The following is a 17226-nucleotide window of genomic DNA, read 5'->3' on the forward strand; positions in this document are numbered from 1 at the left end:
TGCGCCGAGCCTGCCGCAGTGTCGGCCCCACACCGTAGGCTGGGGGAGTGACCACCGCCCTCTACCGCCGCTACCGGCCCGAGTCGTTCGGCGAGATGATCGGGCAGTCGCAGGTCACCGAGCCGCTCATGACCGCGCTGCGCGGCGACCGGGTCGGTCATGCGTATCTGTTCTCGGGACCCCGCGGGTGCGGAAAGACCACGTCGGCGCGCATTCTCGCCCGCTGCCTCAACTGCGCGCAGGGGCCGACGGACACGCCGTGCGGCACGTGCGACAGCTGCGTCGAGCTCGGCCGTGGCGGCGGCGGTTCGCTCGACGTCGTCGAGATCGACGCGGCCAGCCACAACGGCGTCGACGACGCCCGAGACCTGCGCGAGCGCGCGGTGTTCGCGCCCGCCCGCGACCGCTTCAAGATCTTCATCCTCGACGAGGCGCACATGGTCACCCCGCAGGGCTTCAACGCCCTGCTCAAGCTCGTCGAAGAGCCGCCCGACCACGTGAAGTTCATCTTCGCGACGACCGAGCCCGAGAAGGTCATCGGCACGATCCGGTCGCGCACCCACCACTACCCGTTCCGACTCGTGCCCCCGGCCGCGATGCTCGAGTACGTCGAGCAGCTGTGCGCCCAGGAGGGCGTGAACGTCGAGCAGGGGGTCCTGCCGCTCGTCGTGCGCGCGGGCGGCGGATCGCCCCGAGACACCCTGTCGCTGCTCGACCAGCTGATCGCCGGCTCGGAAGACGCCAAGGTCACCTACGCCCGCGCCGTCGCGCTGCTGGGCTACACCCACGCCGAACTGCTCGACGAGGTGATCGACGCGTTCGCCGCCTCCGACGCCTCGGCCGCCTTCGCCGCGGTCGACCGCGTGGTGCAGACCGGACAGGACCCGCGTCGCTTCGTCGACGACCTGCTCGAGCGCCTGCGCGACCTCATCGTGGTGTCCGCGACCGGCCAGGGCGCCGGGGCGGTGCTGCGGGGCATCTCGGCCGAAGACCTCGCGCGCATGCAGCGCCAGGCCGACGCATTCGGTCCGTCGCGGCTGTCGCATATCGCCGACCTCGTCATCGCGACCCTCGACGACATGACCGGCGCCACCTCGCCGCGCCTGCAGCTCGAGCTGATGGTCGCCCGCGTGCTGGCGCGCGGCGCCGGCGCCGCTCCCGTCGCCGCGCCGGCGATGGCGGCTGCACTGGCCCCCGCCGCGACAGCTCCCGCAGCGACAGCTCCCGCAGCGACAGCACCTGCACCTGCAGCGCCCGCGCCTGCAGCCGCTGCTGCCGCTGCTGCCGCGCCCGCGGCCGCTGCTGCTGCGCCCGCAGTGGCGGCGGCGCCGGCTCCGGCCGCGCAGCCTGCCGAGTCTGCGCCCGTGGCTGCGCCTCCCGTCCCTGCCGGCCCGGTCACGCTCGACCGCCTCCAGCAGGCCTGGCCGCAGGTTCTCGCGCAGCTCGAGAACGTGAGCCGCTCGTCGTGGATGCTCGCTTCGGGCGCCCGCACCGTGGCGCTCGACGACGACGTGCTCACCCTCGCGTTCTCGAGCCAGAGCGACGTCGCGAAGTTCAAGCAGCTCGCCGCGGGCAAGGGCCCCAGCGAAGACCTGCGTCAGGCGATTCTGGCCGTGCTCGGCATCCGCGTGAAGTACATCGCCCGTCACGACGCTGCCGGCGGTGGCGCGGGTGGCCCGGCGGCGCCGGCGCCTTCAGGTCCCGGTCGCGAGGCTCCGCGTCAGGCGGCAGCACCAGAGGCGCCGGCCGCCCGCTCCGCCGCTGCCCCGCCGAGCGGGTCGCGGCCTGCGCAGGCTGCGCCACCACGTGCGTCGGCACCTGCCGCACCTGCGTCGGCCCCGGTTGCGCCGCGCGCGACAGCTTCCGCTGCGGCGCGACCGACCGCGCCGGCTGCGGCGCCGGCGTCGGCTGCCCCGGTCACCGACTGGGCCGTCGCACCCATCCCGTCCGACGACGACGCCCCGCCGCCCGACCCTGGCCCCGCCGCCTTCCCGGCTGAGACGCCGGCCCAGTTCGCGGTCGACGACGAACCCGAAGACGCCGAGGCCGCGACCGCGCGGGTCGCGACGCTCGCGCCCCCGCGCGAGGGCGAGGTCCTGCCGCGTGCCGAGGTCGCACCGGCCCTCGAGCGTGATGACGATGACGAAGACGACACGGATGCCGTCGCCGACCTCCCGGTTCCGCCCACCGTCGTGCCGCCGCTGACCCCGGTGGTCACGACCCGCAACGGCGGCGTGCAACGCTACGGCGAGGCGGTCGTGCGCCAGGTGCTCGGCGCCACGTTCGTTCGCGAGGAACCCTACGAGCCCCCGACGAGGTTCAGCTAGCCCATGTACGACGGCATCGTCCAAGACCTCATCGACGAATTCGGCCGCCTCCCCGGGATCGGGCCGAAGTCGGCTCAGCGCATCGCGTTCCACATCCTGCAGACGCCGAACTTCGACGTGTCGCACCTCGCTGAGCTGCTCAGCGACGTGCGCGAGCGGGTGCGCTTCTGCGAGGTATGCGGAAACGTCTCCGAGCAGGAACGCTGCTCGATCTGCCGCGACCCCCGCCGCAACCAGACGCTGATCTGCGTTGTGGAGGACGCGAAGGACGTGGCGGCGATCGAGCGCACGCGCGAGTTCCGCGGGCTGTACCACGTGCTGGGCGGCGCGATCAGCCCGATCGCCGGCATCGGTCCGGACGACCTGCGCATCACGCAGCTCATGCAGCGTCTCGCCGACGGCACCGTGCAAGAGGTCATCCTCGCGACCAACCCGAACCTCGAGGGCGAGGCGACGGCGACCTACCTGAGCCGTCTGCTGCACACCCTCGAGATCTCGGTCACCCGCCTCGCCTCGGGGCTCCCGGTCGGTGGCGACCTCGAGTACGCCGACGAGGTCACGCTGGGTCGCGCCTTCGAGGGCCGTCGCTCGGTCTGAACGCCACGCCGGTCCGGGTGTGCTCCGCGATCGCCGAGGATGTCGGAAGTCCGCCGTAGATTGGCGGTCGGCCGTCTCGCGCGCAGCGCCGACGACCGCGGAACCTGAGTCGATGACGACGTCCGTCCGGCGGCGTCTCGGCTGACTTCGCCACACGACGTTGGGAGACACCCCGCATGAACTCCTCACAGCGGTTCGACACGCGCGCATGGCTGCTCTTCGCCGCGATGGCGCTGCTGTGGGGTGTCCCATACCTGTTCATCAGCGTCGCCGTCGAGTCCTACTCGCCCGCGGCGGTGGTCGCCGGCCGCACACTGCTCGGCGCGCTGCTCCTGCTGCCCTTCGCCGTGCACCAGAAGGCGCTGCGCCCCGCGTTCGCGAAGATCGGCTGGGTGCTGCTGTTCGGGGCCATCGAGATGGCGGGGCCCTTCCTGCTGCTCGGCCATGCAGAGCAGACGCTGCCCTCAGGGCTCACGGGACTCCTGGTGGCGACCGTGCCGCTCTTCGCGGCGCTGATCGCCTTCGGCGGCGGCGACCGGTCGGTGCTCAGCCCGGCGCGCGCGATCGGCCTCTTCATCGGCTTCGCCGGCGTGTTCGTGATCGTCGCCGGCCCCGGGCTCGCCATCGAGGGCGGCGGTGGCCTCCTGGCGGTGGGGGAGGTGCTCCTCGTCGCGCTCCTGTACGCGATCGCGCCCTTCGTCATCGCGGCCAAGCTGCGCGACGTGCCGTCCCTGGGATCGATCACCCTCGCCCTCTTCGCGGTGGGCATCTTCTACACGCCCATCGCGTTCCTGACGCAGCATCAGGTGCCGACCGTCGAGAGCACCGTGTCGCTCGTGGCCCTCGCCGTGCTCTGCACGGCGCTCGCGTTCATCGCCTTCTTCGCGCTGATCGCGCGGGTCGGCCCGGTCAAGGCTCCGCTGTTCACCTACGTCAATCCGGTCGTGGCGATCGTCCTGGGCACGATCATCCTCGGGGAACCGCTGACCCCCGGCCTCCTGATCGGCTTCCCGCTGGTGCTCCTCGGCTGCTGGCTCGCCGCCACCGGCGGCACACTGCGCGCCCGCAAGAGCGAGACGGCCGACTTGCCGCCGATCGCTTCGAAGTAGTCAGCGAAGTACTTCGACCAGCACGATCCACGACACCAGCAGCGCGGCGCCGATCGCGACGATCGACCCGACGGCGAACCACGCCAGGCCGGCGGGCTGGCCGGCCGCCAGGAGTGCCCCGCCGATCAGATAGTCGAGCGGGGCGAGGAAGCCCACCGCCGACTTGAGCCAGCGCATCCGGTTGGCGGGATGCTGATTCTCGAAGATCCTCCGGGTCGCCTGCACCTGGAACACCCCGGCGCCGAGCGCGATGACGATCATCGCGACTCCGTACAGGACGGGCCCGACCTCCGGAATGAGCCCGATCGCGGAGCCGATGAGCGCGAGCACGAGGCCCGAGATGCCCGCGGCGAGACGGGCGGTGAGCGAGGCCTCCTTGATGATGTCGCCGATGTTGACGCTCGCGGCGACGATCACGAGACCCGCCAGCGCCGCCGTCGCGCCGACCATGGCCACATTGAAGTCCGACCACGTCTCGATCTGCTCCATCCTCGGATGCTACTGGCGCGCGCCCGCGGCGCACAGAATCGGATCCGCACCTGCGGAGTGGGATCGCGACGCGCCGCTTCGCACCATCCTGATCCGGCGTGTCGGGCCGCCGATCCGCAGGTGCGGATCCGATCTTGCGGCGAGGCCTGCAGAGCGAGCCGCTCGACACATGGCTGGGCGCGCATGAGCGCATCCGTAAGATGGACCCTTGGGTTGACAGGAGACCGCGGTGAGCGGCATCCGTTCTCGCCCGCCCTCAGACAAAACGCGTGGAGTTCGATGTGGCGCTGATCGTCCAGAAGTACGGCGGATCGTCGGTGGCTGATGCCGTGAGCATCAAGCGCGTCGCGAAGCGGATCGTCGACGCGCGTCGCGCCGGCCACGATGTCGTCGTGGCCGTCAGTGCGATGGGCGACACGACCGACGAGCTGCTCGATCTCGCCAGCCAGGTCGCGCCGATCCCGGCGCCGCGCGAGCTCGACATGCTCCTCTCGAGCGGCGAGCGCATCTCGATGGCGCTGCTCGCGATGGCGATCCACTCGATGGGCTTCGAGGCACGGTCGTTCACCGGCAGCCAGGCGGGCATGATCACGACCGCCGACCACGGCTCGGCCCGCATCGTCGACGTGACGCCGATCCGCCTGCGCGAGGCGCTCGACGAGGGCGCGATCGTCATCGTCGCCGGTTTCCAGGGCTTCAATCGCGACACCCGCGACATCACCACGCTCGGGCGCGGCGGCTCCGACACCACGGCCGTCGCCCTCGCGGCGGCGCTCGAGGCCGACGTCTGCGAGATCTACAGCGACGTCGACGGCATCTTCACGGCCGACCCGCGCGTCGTGCCGAAGGCGAAGAAGCTCAACGTCGTGTCGGCCGAGGAGATGCTCGAGCTCGCGGCCAACGGCGCGAAGGTGCTCTACATCCGTGCCGTCGAATACGCACGCCGCCACGGCGTGCTCATCCACGCCCGCTCCACGTTCAGCTCGGGCGTGGGGACCTACGTGCTCGGCCAGGGGATGAACCTTCCCGAGGGCACAGTTCCCGACACTTCAGGGGGAGAAGAGATGGAAGAGCCCATCGTCGCCGGCGTCGCCACGGACCTCGGCCAAGCCAAGATCACCGTGATCGGCGTTCCCGACGTGCCCGGCAAGGCCGCCGAGATCTTCAAGGTCGTCGCGAAGTCGGGCGCCAACGTCGACATGATCGTGCAGAACGTGTCGGCCGCGACGACCGGCCGCACCGACATCTCGTTCACGCTTCCCAAGACCGACGCCGCCACTGCGCTCAAGGCGCTCGCCGCCGACCAGTCGGAGATCGGGTTCGAGAATCTGGTGCACGACGACCAGATCGGCAAGCTCTCCGTCGTCGGCGCGGGCATGCGCACCCACTCGGGTGTCTCGGCCACGCTCTTCGAGGCGCTGAGCGTCGCGGGCATCAACATCGAGATGATCTCGACCTCCGAGATCCGCATCTCGGTCGTGGTGCGCGGAGACGACCTCGCCGAGGCCGCCCGCGTCGTCCACACCGCCTACGGCCTGGACGGCGACATCGAGGCGACCGTCCACGCCGGCACCGGCCGCTGACGACATCTCGGGTGAGATGGATGCCTCGGCCCGAGGCATCCGTTCATCCCCGGCGTTCGCCGTCGCCCGTGCGATCCCCCAGCAGCCCCTCCACGAACGCTTCGACGATCTCGTCCGTCGACACCTCGGGGTCGATCGGCACCGTGAGCCGGTCGAGGATCAGCCCTTCGATCGCATAGTGGAACAGCGCGATCTCGAACGCCCCGCCTGGGAGCCCGGCGTCCCGGTTGAAGGCGACATCCGCGGCGAACCCCGCCCGCATCCAGTCGCCGAGCGCTGAAGCGATCGCGGGCGAACGCGGTGCTTCCAGCCGCAGCGTGAACAGCGCGAGGGTCACGTCCCGCTCGGCGCTGAGCCGCCGCACGATGTCCCGGGTGTAGTCCGCGAACAGAGCGGGGGTCGGGGTGCGGTCGCGCCACTGCGCATGGACCGCGGGATCGGGGGCGAGGCGTTCGCCGATCCGCTCCACGAGCGCTCCGACGAGTGCCTCCCGGCTGCGGAAGTAATTCGACGCGGTTCCTGTCGGCACTCCTGCGCGCGCGTCCACCGCCCGGTGCGTCAGCCCTCGCATGCCGTCCGCAGCGAGGACGTCGATCCCGGCATCCGTGAGCAGTCGGCGCCGTTCGTCGTTGCGTGCCATGCCCGTCACTCTAGCTAATCCACGACAGATGTCGTAGTCTCATCAATCACTACACATGTCGTGAAAGGACCCTCATGCGCGAGCTCATCTATTACGCCGCCGTCTCGCTCGACGGCCGCATCGCCGCACCGGACGGAGCCTTCGACGCCTTCCCCGTCGAGGGCGACCATGTCGACGCGATCAACGCGGAGTGGGCAGACACCGTGCCCGGCCTGCTCTACGACGCAATGGGGTCGACCGCCCCGCGCGGGCGCTTCGCGACCGTGCTCATGGGCTGGAACACGTTCGCTGCGGGACTGCCGCTCACCGACGATCCGTACCCGCACCTCGAGCAGATCGTCTTCTCGCGCTCGCGCACCTCTCGTGATGTCGGGGGCAGTGTCCGCATCACCGCCGACGATCCGCGCGGTGTGGTGGCCGACCTCAAAGGGCGGCCGGGTGCCGACATCTGGCTGTGCGGCGGCGGAGTGCTCGCGGCGCAGCTGCGCGACGACATCGACCGGCTCGTGCTCAAGGTCAATCCGATCGTATTCGGTGACGGCTTGCCGCTGTTCGCCGGCGGCTACGCCCCGGAATCGCTCGTACTCGAGCGGTCGCGCGCTTTCGGTTCGGGGGTCGTGATGAACGAGTATCGCCGCCGGTGACGGGGCGCGGCGAAGGGGTCCCTCGCGCCCCGACGGGCGGGCGAGGGGCTGGTCGTCCCTAGGAATGCGTCTCCTGCCTACCGCTCGCCGTAATCCGGCCTGTCCCGCTCTCGCCCGGCGGTAGAATCGCCGAAACCCCGCGCGATCGACGGCGCCCGCGCGTCCGCTCCACGCTTGTGCCCACGCTGAGGAACTCCCATGACCCGCATCTCCGATTCAGGACTCTCCGTCGCCGTCGTCGGCGCCACCGGCCAGGTCGGCGGCGCGATGATCGACATTCTCGAAGAGCGCGGGTTCCCGATTCGTGAGATCCGCGCCTTCGCCACCGCGCGCTCCGCCGGCTCGGACATCGTCTTCCAGGGGCAGGCCGTGACCGTGGAGGACGTCGCGACCGCCGAGCTCGGCGGCATCGACATCGCCCTGTTCTCGGCCGGCGCCACCGGCAGCCGCGCCCACGCCCCGCGCTTCGCCGAGGCCGGCGCCGTCGTGATCGACAACTCCAGCGCCTGGCGCATGGACCCCGACGTGCCGCTCGTCGTCAGCGAGGTCAACCCGCACGCGATCGCCGAGGCGCGCAAGGGCATCATCGCGAACCCCAACTGCACCACGATGGCCGCCATGCCCGTGCTCAAGGTGCTCGACACCGAGGCAGGCCTCGACCGTCTCATCGTCAGCACCTACCAGGCCGTCAGCGGCTCCGGTCTCGCGGGCGTGCAGGAGCTCCTCGGCCAGGTGGAGGGTGTGCTCGCTCAGGGCGATGTCGAGCGTCTCGCACGCGACGGCTCTGCGCTCGACTTCCCCCAGCCCGACAAGTACATCGCGCCGATCGCCTTCGACGTGATCCCGTTCGCCGGCAACCTCGTCGACGACGGCCTCAACGAGACGGACGAAGAGAAGAAGCTTCGCAACGAGAGCCGCAAGATCCTCGAGCTCCCCGACCTCCGCGTCGCGGGCACGTGCGTGCGCGTGCCCGTCTTCACCGGTCACTCGCTGTCGATCAACGTCGAGTTCTCGCGGGACATCACCCCTGAGCGCGCCACCGAACTGCTCTCGAGCGCACCGGGCGTGAAGTTCGAAGAGGTTCCGACGCCGCTCCAGGCCGCGGGCACGGATCCCAGCTACGTCGGCCGCATCCGCGCCGACCAGTCGGCGCCCGAGGGCAAGGGCCTCGTGCTCTTCATCTCGAACGACAACCTGCGCAAGGGCGCTGCTCTGAACGCGGTGCAGATCGCCGAGCTCGTCGCAGCCAACCTCGGCGTCAGCGCCTGACACCGCCGCCAAGACGCTTCGAAGCGAGCGGATGCTGCGACCCGCGGCATCCGCTCGCTTGTCGTTGCGGCAAGAACCGCCGGACTTTCGGTGTGAGAACCCGGCCAGGGCCGGGGGTGCTTTCGCACCGAACTAGAATCGTCTGGTGACCGCAACGCCCGCTGAGAACCACGCCGACACCAATCCCCACGTCGAGACCGTCGATGTGCTGCTGATCGGCGGCGGGATCATGAGCGCGACGCTCGGCACGCTCCTCCAGGAGCTGCAGCCCGACCTCAAGATCGCCGTGTTCGAGCGGCTGAGCGACGTCGCGCTGGAGAGCTCGAATGCGTGGAACAACGCCGGCACCGGCCACGCCGCCCTGTGCGAGCTGAACTACATGCCCGAGGGCAAGGACGGATCGGTCGATCCCGCCAAGGCGATCTCGATCAACGAGCAGTTCCAGCAGAGCCGTCAGCTGTGGTCGTCGCTCGTCGAGGCCGGCGTGCTCGACGCTCCGTCGACGTTCATCAACTCCGCCCCGCACATGACCTTCGTGCGCGGCGAGAAGGACGTCGCGTACCTCAAGAAGCGCTACGAGGCCCTCAAGGACGAGCCGCTCTTCGCCGGCATCGAGTACAGCGAGGACTCCCGCGTCATCAACACGTGGGCACCGCTGCTGATGCAGAAGCGACGCAAGGGCGAGCCGTTCGCGGCGACGCGCGTGCCCGCCGGCACGGATGTCGACTTCGGCGCCCTGACCCGCCAGCTGGTCGACCGGCTCGCCGAGAACGGCGCCGACGTGCGGACCAACACCGAGGTGCGCAAACTGAAGCGCCTCTCGGACGGAACCTGGAGCGTGAAGTACCGCCGCACGATCGGCCGCACGCCGGGCGAGATCCGCGCGAAGTTCGTCTTCGTCGGCGCCGGCGGCTGGGCGCTCAAGCTGCTGCAGCGCTCCGGCATCCCCGAGATCTCCGGCTACGGCGTGTTCCCGATCGGCGGGCAGTTCCTCAAGACCTCGAACCCCGCGGTCGTGGCACAGCACAAGGCGAAGGTGTACTCGCAGGCCTCGGTCGGCGCGCCGCCGATGTCGGTGCCGCATCTCGACACGCGCGTCGTCGACGGCGAGGCCTCGCTCCTGTTCGGCCCGTTCGCGACGTTCAGCCCGAAGTTCCTGAAGACCGGCTCCTGGTTCGACATCGTGGGCCAGGTGCGCCCCGGCAACCTCGGGCCGATGCTCAAGGTCGCGTGGGACAACCCCAGCCTCATCACCTACCTCGTCGGCGAGCTGCTGAAGAACCACAAGAAGAAGGTCGACAGCCTGCGCACCTTCATGCCCACCGCGAAGGACGAGGACTGGGAGATCATCCAGGCCGGCCAGCGCGCGCAGGTCATGAAGAAGGACCCGGAGAAGGGCGGCGTGCTGCAGTTCGGCACCGAGGTCGTGACCGGCGCAGACGGCACGATCGCCGGTCTGCTCGGCGCCTCCCCGGGCGCGTCGACCGCCGTCTCGATCATGCTGGGTCTCTTGAAGACCTGCTTCCCCGACCGCATCGAGGAGTGGGAGCCGCGACTGCGCGAGCTCATCCCGAGCTACGGCGACACGCTCAACGCGCGGCCCGAGGTCGCGCGCGAGTCGCTCGGCGAGACCGCCGAAGCGCTGGCGCTCACCGCCTGATCCGCAGCGCGCCCTCCTGGGCGAGAGGGCCCGCGCGCCCCTAGGGTGGGTGCATGTCGGTGTCACGACGCGGGTGGCGTCGCTGGGGGATCGCCGCCGGGGTGTTCGCCGCGCTCGTCGTCGCGGGCGCGATCACGCTCGGCGTCGCGACGGCCGCCGCGACGCCCGCGGCGATCGGCGCGCGGGGGAGCGAACGCCCTGCTGTCCTGAATGCGATGGCGGCAGCATCCGTCGACGATTTCACGTTCGATTCGTTCCAGGCCGACTACTGGCTCGTCCGCGGCACGGGCGAGCGCAGCCGCCTGCTCACCACCGAGACGATCGTGGCGCGCTTCCCGGACTTCGACCAGAACAAGGGCATGGTGCGGGCGCTGCCGGTCGTCGACAGCGGCATCGACCTCGGCACCGTCGTCTACACCGTGACCGGGGCCGACGGCGCGGCGATCCCGTGGTGGACCGAGCGCGACGGCGACTGGATCTACGTGCTCACCGGAGACGACTCGTACGTGCGCGGTGCGCAGACCTACGTCATCACGTACGAGATGAGCGACGTCGTGCTGCGCTACGACGACACCGCGGCCGACGAGTTCTACTGGGACACCGTCGGCACCGACCATGCGCAGCCGTTCGGCGTGGTGACCGCCGACGTGCATGTGGCGACGGATGCTGCCGCCGGCCTGATCGAGGGGCGCGCGTTCTGCTACACCGGCCCCTACGGATCGACCGAGCGGTGCGCGATCGAGCGCGCGGCGGAGGCGGAGCCGCTGCCGGACGCCGTGCAGGCGTGGGCGCAGGCCGTCGGCGCGCCGGCCACGACCGCCGTGGCGTTCACCGCCGGGGACGAGGGGCTCGGCCCGAACGAGAACGTGACCGTGGCGCTCGGCTTCGAGCAGGGGACTTTCGCGGCGCCGAGCCCGCCCCCGCCGCCGCCGTACCCGTGGTGGCTGTGGATCCTCCCCGGGTTCGCGCTGCTGTCGGGCATCGGCGGTCTGGTGTTCGTGCTCGTGGTGAAAGCCGCCGCGCGTCGGAACCCCGACCGGTCACCGGTGATCGTGCAGTACACGCCGCCCGACGACGAGTCGCTGACGCTGTCGGCCGGGGTGCTCGACGTCCCCGAGCGCGCGCTGGCGGCGAACGTGGTCGATCTCGCGGTGAAGGACGCGGTCGAGATCCGGGCGACGGGCGACCGCGAGGATGCCGACGACTTCGAAGTGGTGTTGCAGGGCAGCGCCGGTCTCGACAGTGACGAGCGGCGCATCGTCGACACGCTGTTCGGCCGCAAGGCCGAACCCGGCGCTGACGTGGATCTCGGCGCGTTCGCGCGCAAGCCCCCGGCGCGCGCTGTGACCTACGTGCGGCGGATCGACGAGTTCACCGTTCAGCGCGGGTACCGCAGCAAGCTGCCGGACTGGATCACGCTGCTGCGCGGCTTCCTCCAGCTGGCCGGGCTGCCGTTGGCGATGCTGCTCATCTTCTTCGCTGACGGCGCGTTCGTGGTGCTCGACCCCCTCGGACAGTGGGGGAACGTCATCTACTTCGCCGCGCTGGGCAGCGCCTTCTTCGCGTTCATTGGTCTGCCGTTCTTCTCGCTCCCGAAGTCGGTGCTCACGGTCGCGGGCGGCATGCACAAGACCTATCTCGAGGGGATCCGCGAGTATCTGCAGCTCGCGGAGGAGGACCGGTTGCGCGCGGCGCAGTCGCCGCGGACCGCCGATCTCGTGTCGTCGGGGCGTCGTCCCTACGGGGAGGTGCCAGACGCCGCTGGCGCATCCGTCGTGAACCTCTATGAACGCCTGCTGCCGTACGCGGTGCTGTTCGGCATGGAGCGCGAGTGGGTGAACGTCATCCGCGCGGCCGGAGCAGACGAGGTCGGCTCGCAGCTTGCGCTGTTCGACGCGGTGACCTCGCACTCGCTGTCCGACGCGTCGTCGTCGATCGGACGGCTCGCGGCCACCCCGGTGTCACGGCCGGGATCGTCGTCGAGCTCGTCCTCGAGCTCGAGCTGGTCGTTCTCGGGCGGATCGTCCGGAGGCGGGTTCTCGGGTGGTGGAGGCGGCGGGGGAGGCTTCGGCGGTCGCTGATCCTCGCCCGGCGCCGGCTCAGGTGCGGCGGGCGCCGGAGCGCCACCGACTACGCTCGATCCGTGGCCAAGCTCTACTTTCGCTACGGGGCGATGAACTCCGGCAAGTCGACGTCGCTCCTGCAGGCCGCGTACAACTACGAGGAGCGAGGGCAGCACGTGCTCCTCGCCAAGCCCGCCATCGACACCAAGGGTGCCGACCAGATCGACAGCCGCCTCGGGGTCAAGCGCACGGTCGACTTCCTGGTGCGTCCCCAGGACGACATCCGCACGCTGTTCGCGGAGCACCGCGCGCGCGTCAAGGCCGAGGCGGCCGACACCCTCGTTCCGGAGTCCGAGGAGCACGAGGTCGATGTCGCGTGCCTGCTCATCGACGAGGCGCAGTTCCTCACCCGGGAGCAGGTCGACGATCTGCTCCGCATCGTCGTCTTCGACGGCGTGCCGGTGCTGGCGTACGGCATCCGCACCGACTTCCAGACCCAGGCGTTCCCGGGGTCCGCGCGGCTGCTCGAGCTCGCCCACAGCCTCGAAGAGCTGAAGACCATCTGCCGCTGCGGTCGCAAGGCGCTGTTCAACGCCCGCCTCGTCGGCGGCCGATTCGTCTTCGACGGCGACCAGGTTGCGATCGACGAGCTCACGGCAGACCGCGTCACGTACGAATCGCTGTGCGCCGAGGACTACCTCCGCGCCTCGGGCGGCCGTCTGGAGTAGGCCGGGCTCAGGCCGTCTCGGGTGCGCGTCCGCGCCGGCGGGGGAGCGGGATTAGCATCGATGTCGTCCGCTGGTACTCGCGGTAGGCCGGGTACTTCGAGGTCGAGATCGATTCGGTGAACACGGTCGACCCGATGAACAGCACCGTCAGCAGGGCGGCGCCGGCGATCGTCCAGTTCAGCCAGCTGCCGCCGTCGGCGACGAGGGCGACGGCGCCGAGCGCGTAGAACGCCCACCACTGCGCTTGCTCGAAGAAGAAGTTCGGGTGGCGGCTGTAGCCGAAGAGCCCGGTCGTGACGAAGCCGGGCTCGAGCGTGCCGCCCGCCGCCTTCTTGGCCTGGTGGAACGCCCACTGCTGCTGATCCGCCACAGTCTCACCGACCAGGAACGCGGCGAACAGCACCGCGAACGCGGCATCCCATCCGGTGAACGGCACGGGATGCTGCCACGCGATGTACGCGGGAAGCGAGATGAGGACGAGCAGCGCGCTCTGGAAGAGCACGATGAAGAAGAAGTTGAACAGCTGGAACTGCCAGCGCGTCATGCGGCCGCGCAGGATCGCCCACCGGTAGTCCTCCATGCCGGTGTAGCCGCCCTTGCGCGCGAAGTTGAAGGTGAGGCGCGCGCCCCACGCCGTGACCAGGAGCGCCATCACGACGAGGCGCGCCGCGTCGACGCCCGCGATCAGCGCGGCGGCGGCGAAGATCCAGACGTAGATCACGGGGACGATCGACCACAGCCTGTCGATCCAGGACGTCTCGTTCGTGACGAGTGAGGTGATCCAGCAGAACGCGGCAGCCACGCCCGCGACGATGAGGACGAGGAGGAGGGGGTCCATAGGGTCAGCGTAGTGGTCCGCGCGGACACGCGGCGTCACGCGGGTTGTATGTGGTCCGACCACACGCTATCTTGGTCAGACCACACCGTGCCCTTCAAAGACGGAGGGCGCCGGATCCGACATCGACGAGGAGATCCGTGGCAGGCACCCCGACTCCGCCCGCGCTCGCGCCCGCACGCGCGTGGCGCGTCGTGCTCGAGAAGATCGAGACCGACCTGCTCGACGGCACCCTCAAGCCCGGTGATCGCCTCGCCCCCGAGCGCGAGCTCGCCGCCACTCTCGGTGTGGGGCGCTCCAGCGTCCGCGAGGCGCTGCGCGTCCTCGAGGTGATGGGGCTCATCCGCACCGGCACCGGGTCGGGGCCGACCTCCGGGGCCATCATCATCGCGACGCCGCAGGGCGGCATGTCGGCGCTGCTGCGGCTGCAGGTCGCCGCGCAGGGCTTCCCGTTCGACGACGTCGTCGCCACGCGGCTCGTGCTCGAGTCGGCCGTCGTCGACGCGCTCGCCGCCGATCCGACGCGCTCGACGGTGCAGGCGCGCGAGGTGCTCGTCGCGATGGACGCCGACGACCTCACCGCCCCCGAGTTCCTCGCGCTCGACGCCCAGCTGCATCTCGCCCTCGCCGAGGCGTCCGGCAACCTCGTCATCGCGGCGATGATGGCGGGCCTGCGCACGGCGATCGAGTCGTACGTGCAAGCGGGTGCGGCGGGCATCGCGCAATGGGATGCCGCGGCCGAACGCCTGCGCCACGAGCATCACGCGATCCTCGACGCCGTCGACGTAGGCGACCCCGCGCTCGCCCGCACCCTCGTCCACGACCACATCGTCGGCTACTACGCAGCGGCGGGTCTCGCCCGCTCGACCGCCGCACGCACGCAGATCTGACCCATCGGAGAGGTATTCATGGTCACCCGGCAGTTCCCCAACCCCAAGGAGCTCCTCGAGCTCATGCAGTTCAAGAAGCCCGAGCTCGACGGCAAGAAGCGCCGCCTCGAGTCCGCGCTCACGATCTACGACCTGCGTGACATCGCCGAGCGCCGCACCCCCAAGGCCGCCTTCGACTACACCGACGGTGCGGCCGAGGGCGAGCTCTCGCTGTCGCGGGCGCGGCAGGCGTTCGAGGACATCGAGTTCCACCCCGACGTGCTGCGCCCCGCCGAGAACGTCGACATGTCGACCGAGATCCTCGGCGGCCCGTCGGCCATGCCGTTCGGCATCGCGCCGACCGGCTTCACGCGCCTCATGCAGACCGAAGGCGAGATCGCCGGTGCCGGTGCGGCCGGTGCCGCCGGCATCCCGTTCACGCTGTCGACGCTCGGCACGACGTCGATCGAGGGTGTGAAGGCCGCGAACCCGAACGGGCGCAACTGGTTCCAGCTGTACGTCATGCGCGACCGCGAGATCTCGTACGCCCTGGCCCGCCGCGCCGCCGAAGCTGGCTTCGACACGCTGCAGTTCACGGTCGACACGCCGGTCGCCGGCGCCCGCCTGCGCGACAAGCGCAACGGGTTCTCGATCCCACCGCAGCTGACGCTCGGAACCATCGTCAACGCGATCCCGCGCCCGTGGTGGTGGTACGACTTCCTCACCACGCCCAAGCTCGAGTTCGCATCGCTCTCGACGACGGGCGGCACGGTCGGCGAGCTGCTCAACTCGGCCATGGACCCGACCATCAGCTACGACGACCTCGCGATCATCCGCGAGATCTGGCCGGGCAAGATCGTGATCAAGGGCGTGCAGAACGTCGCCGACTCGAAGCGCCTCATCGACGCCGGCGTCGACGGCATCATCCTGTCGAATCACGGCGGCCGTCAGCTCGACCGCGCGCCGATCCCGTTCCGACTGCTGCCCGAGGTCGTCCGCGAGGTCGGCAAGGACGCCACGGTCATGGTCGACACCGGCATCATGAACGGCGCCGACATCGTCGCCTCGATCGCACTCGGTGCGAAGTTCACGCTCATCGGCCGCGCGTACCTGTACGGCCTGATGGCCGGCGGACGACAGGGCGTCGACCGCACCATCGCGATCCTGCGCAGCGAGATCGAGCGCACGATGAAGCTCCTCGGCGTCTCGTCCATCGCGGAGCTCGAGCCGCGACACGTCACCCAGCTGCAGCGTCTCGTCCCGGTCGCGGTGCCGGCCCCCGCCGCTGAGGCGGCCGTCGCCGCGGCACCGCGCCCGCGCGCGGCTCGCGCCACGACCGCGTCGAGCAGTGCGAAGTCGGTCCCCACGCCCCCTCCGGGCGACGCCGGCGCGTCGGCCGGAGCCTCCGGGCGCGGGGGCCCCGCTGCAGCATCCCGTCCCGTGAAGGCCCCGGCTGCGAAGAGCACCGGGCCGCGCGCCAAAGCCTGACCTTCCGACGGCTGCTCGCCTGTCACGATGTGCCGCTCACCGCGGCAGGTTGTGGCAGGCGAGCAGTCTTGTCAGCGGGGATCCTCCTCACCTGTCACGACGTGCCGGCACGAGCCGCAGGTTGTGACCGGCGAGCGGATGGCGCGTCAGACGCGGACGGGGAGCGTGGGGATCAGCTGCTCGAGGTAGACCACGGTGTCTTCCCAGCCGTCGACCGCGTGGCAGCGCACGCCCATCGCGAGCACGGGGTAGTCGTTGCCGTCGGGGTCGAGGCGGTCGCCCACGAAGAGCATGTCGTCGAGGGAGATGCCGGTCTGCTCGGCGAGCTGACGCATGCCGTAGGCCTTGTCGATGCCCTGCTCGGTGATGTCGACCGAGGTCGAGCCGCCGGAGCGCACCTCGAGATCGGGCAGCAGCGCCGCGACGGCGGCGCGCAGGCTGTTCTTCTTCTCGCCAGTGGGGTCCCACGCGGTCTTCGCGGGGACGGGGGCCTTCTGGCCGAGCGCCGAGAAGGTGATCTGAGACCCGCGGTCCTCGAGGATGTCGCCCCACGTCTCGGACTCCCAGAGCCCGAGGCGGCGAGCCTCGCCCTCGACGGCGGTGAGCGCGCGGGACTTCTGATCGTCCGTGAGCGAGCGCTTGTAGACCGTGACGACCTCGTCCTCGGTGAGACGGTAGTACTGCGTGCCGCACGTCGGGAGCAGGTGCAGGCGCGCCAGAGTGTCGGCGGAGGCGTCCGGAAGGCGGTCGACGACCTGCGTCGTGAACTGCAGGAGCTGGCCGCCGGAGATGATCGCCACCTCGACGCGCTCGGCCAGCGCGATCAGCAGTTCGCCGATGCGGGGGTCGATCTGGCTCTTCGAAGGAGCGAGCGTGTCGTCGAGATCGAAGGCGACGAGGAGGGGCGGGATGCTGTGGTCCATGA

The 17226-nt window shown here is 70.3% G+C and carries 15 protein-coding genes; 11 read left to right on the forward strand and 4 right to left on the reverse strand.

All coding sequences use genetic code 11. The features are described from left to right. Window positions 1-47 precede the first annotated feature (47 nt). From Q9R33_RS04800 to Q9R33_RS04810, 3 genes are all read left to right on the forward strand, one after another. Window positions 48-2327 carry a DNA polymerase III subunit gamma and tau gene (locus Q9R33_RS04800; RefSeq protein ID WP_311293036.1) on the forward strand — a complete coding sequence of 760 codons (2280 nt, stop codon included), beginning with the start codon at window positions 48-50 and terminating at the stop codon, window positions 2325-2327. 3 nt (window positions 2328-2330) lie between these two features. After that, window positions 2331-2924, forward strand: coding sequence for a recombination mediator RecR (gene recR, locus Q9R33_RS04805; RefSeq protein ID WP_056369354.1), 594 nt, complete (start codon window positions 2331-2333; stop codon window positions 2922-2924). 176 nt (window positions 2925-3100) lie between these two features. Then, entirely contained in the window at window positions 3101-4033 is a 933-nt protein-coding gene (locus tag Q9R33_RS04810) for a DMT family transporter (RefSeq protein WP_056369356.1), read from the forward strand. Here Q9R33_RS04810 and Q9R33_RS04815 read toward each other — a convergent pair whose 3' ends face one another. Next, entirely contained in the window at window positions 4034-4522 is a 489-nt protein-coding gene (locus Q9R33_RS04815; protein WP_311293037.1) for a hypothetical protein, read from the reverse strand. It lies immediately after the preceding gene. Window positions 4523-4803: 281 nt separating this feature from the next. On the opposite strand from Q9R33_RS04815, the gene Q9R33_RS04820 reads away from it, so the two are divergent. Further along, entirely contained in the window at window positions 4804-6105 is a 1302-nt protein-coding gene (locus Q9R33_RS04820; protein ID WP_056369929.1) for an aspartate kinase, read from the forward strand. 43 nt (window positions 6106-6148) lie between these two features. Here Q9R33_RS04820 and Q9R33_RS04825 read toward each other — a convergent pair whose 3' ends face one another. Then, window positions 6149-6745 (reverse strand): TetR family transcriptional regulator, encoded by a 597-nt coding sequence (locus Q9R33_RS04825; protein ID WP_311293038.1) that lies wholly within the window; start codon window positions 6743-6745, stop codon window positions 6149-6151. A gap of 74 nt (window positions 6746-6819) precedes the next feature. On the opposite strand from Q9R33_RS04825, the gene Q9R33_RS04830 reads away from it, so the two are divergent. The 5 genes from Q9R33_RS04830 (at window position 6820) to Q9R33_RS04850 (ending at window position 13109) form a co-directional block, all read left to right on the forward strand. Then, window positions 6820-7389, forward strand: a complete 570-nt coding sequence (locus Q9R33_RS04830) for a dihydrofolate reductase family protein (RefSeq protein WP_056369361.1) — start codon at window positions 6820-6822, stop codon at window positions 7387-7389. 198 nt (window positions 7390-7587) lie between these two features. Further along, on the forward strand, window positions 7588-8658 hold the full coding sequence (locus Q9R33_RS04835; RefSeq protein WP_056369363.1) for an aspartate-semialdehyde dehydrogenase: 1071 nt from the start codon (window positions 7588-7590) through the stop codon (window positions 8656-8658). Between the two features lie 145 nt (window positions 8659-8803). Further along, window positions 8804-10318 carry a malate:quinone oxidoreductase gene (locus Q9R33_RS04840; RefSeq protein ID WP_082497026.1) on the forward strand — a complete coding sequence of 505 codons (1515 nt, stop codon included), beginning with the start codon at window positions 8804-8806 and terminating at the stop codon, window positions 10316-10318. A gap of 53 nt (window positions 10319-10371) precedes the next feature. Beyond that, window positions 10372-12399: a DUF2207 domain-containing protein gene (locus Q9R33_RS04845; protein ID WP_056369365.1), complete on the forward strand. Its 2028-nt coding sequence runs from the start codon at window positions 10372-10374 to the stop codon at window positions 12397-12399. Between the two features lie 62 nt (window positions 12400-12461). Further along, window positions 12462-13109, forward strand: a complete 648-nt coding sequence (locus Q9R33_RS04850) for a thymidine kinase (RefSeq protein WP_056369367.1) — start codon at window positions 12462-12464, stop codon at window positions 13107-13109. Window positions 13110-13116: 7 nt separating this feature from the next. On the opposite strand, the gene Q9R33_RS04855 is transcribed toward Q9R33_RS04850, so the two are convergent. Further along, window positions 13117-13947: a DUF1295 domain-containing protein gene (locus Q9R33_RS04855; RefSeq protein ID WP_056369368.1), complete on the reverse strand. Its 831-nt coding sequence runs from the start codon at window positions 13945-13947 to the stop codon at window positions 13117-13119. 137 nt (window positions 13948-14084) lie between these two features. Here Q9R33_RS04855 and Q9R33_RS04860 point away from each other — a divergent pair, with 137 nt between their 5' ends. Continuing rightward, the gene (locus Q9R33_RS04860; protein WP_311293039.1) at window positions 14085-14834 is read left to right on the forward strand and encodes an FCD domain-containing protein; all 750 of its coding nucleotides are present in this window, start codon (window positions 14085-14087) and stop codon (window positions 14832-14834) included. An 18-nt stretch (window positions 14835-14852) separates the two neighbouring features. After that, the gene (locus Q9R33_RS04865) at window positions 14853-16301 is read left to right on the forward strand and encodes an alpha-hydroxy acid oxidase (protein WP_311293040.1); all 1449 of its coding nucleotides are present in this window, start codon (window positions 14853-14855) and stop codon (window positions 16299-16301) included. 146 nt (window positions 16302-16447) lie between these two features. On the opposite strand, the gene Q9R33_RS04870 is transcribed toward Q9R33_RS04865, so the two are convergent. Beyond that, complete coding sequence (locus Q9R33_RS04870) at window positions 16448-17224, reverse strand: HAD-IIB family hydrolase (protein WP_056369374.1); 777 nt, start codon at window positions 17222-17224, stop codon at window positions 16448-16450. Window positions 17225-17226 lie beyond the last annotated feature (2 nt).

It is taken from the genome of Microbacterium sp. PRC9 (assembly GCF_031844125.1).
Classification (GTDB): Bacteria; Actinomycetota; Actinomycetes; order Actinomycetales; family Microbacteriaceae; genus Microbacterium.

Bases quoted from the DNA above. Each gene is read 5' to 3' on its own strand.
- Q9R33_RS04870 (WP_056369374.1), bottom strand. From the start codon at position 17,224: ATGGACCACAGCATCCCGCCCCTCCTCGTCGCCTTCGATCTCGACGAC.
- recR (WP_056369354.1), top strand. From the start codon at position 2,331: ATGTACGACGGCATCGTCCAAGACCTCATCGACGAATTCGGCCGCCTC.
- Q9R33_RS04830 (WP_056369361.1), top strand. From the start codon at position 6,820: ATGCGCGAGCTCATCTATTACGCCGCCGTCTCGCTCGACGGCCGCATC.
- Q9R33_RS04810 (WP_056369356.1), top strand. From the start codon at position 3,101: ATGAACTCCTCACAGCGGTTCGACACGCGCGCATGGCTGCTCTTCGCC.
- Q9R33_RS04835 (WP_056369363.1), top strand. From the start codon at position 7,588: ATGACCCGCATCTCCGATTCAGGACTCTCCGTCGCCGTCGTCGGCGCC.
- Q9R33_RS04855 (WP_056369368.1), bottom strand. From the start codon at position 13,947: ATGGACCCCCTCCTCCTCGTCCTCATCGTCGCGGGCGTGGCTGCCGCG.
- Q9R33_RS04815 (WP_311293037.1), bottom strand. From the start codon at position 4,522: ATGGAGCAGATCGAGACGTGGTCGGACTTCAATGTGGCCATGGTCGGC.
- Q9R33_RS04825 (WP_311293038.1), bottom strand. From the start codon at position 6,745: ATGGCACGCAACGACGAACGGCGCCGACTGCTCACGGATGCCGGGATC.
- Q9R33_RS04845 (WP_056369365.1), top strand. From the start codon at position 10,372: ATGTCGGTGTCACGACGCGGGTGGCGTCGCTGGGGGATCGCCGCCGGG.
- Q9R33_RS04865 (WP_311293040.1), top strand. From the start codon at position 14,853: ATGGTCACCCGGCAGTTCCCCAACCCCAAGGAGCTCCTCGAGCTCATG.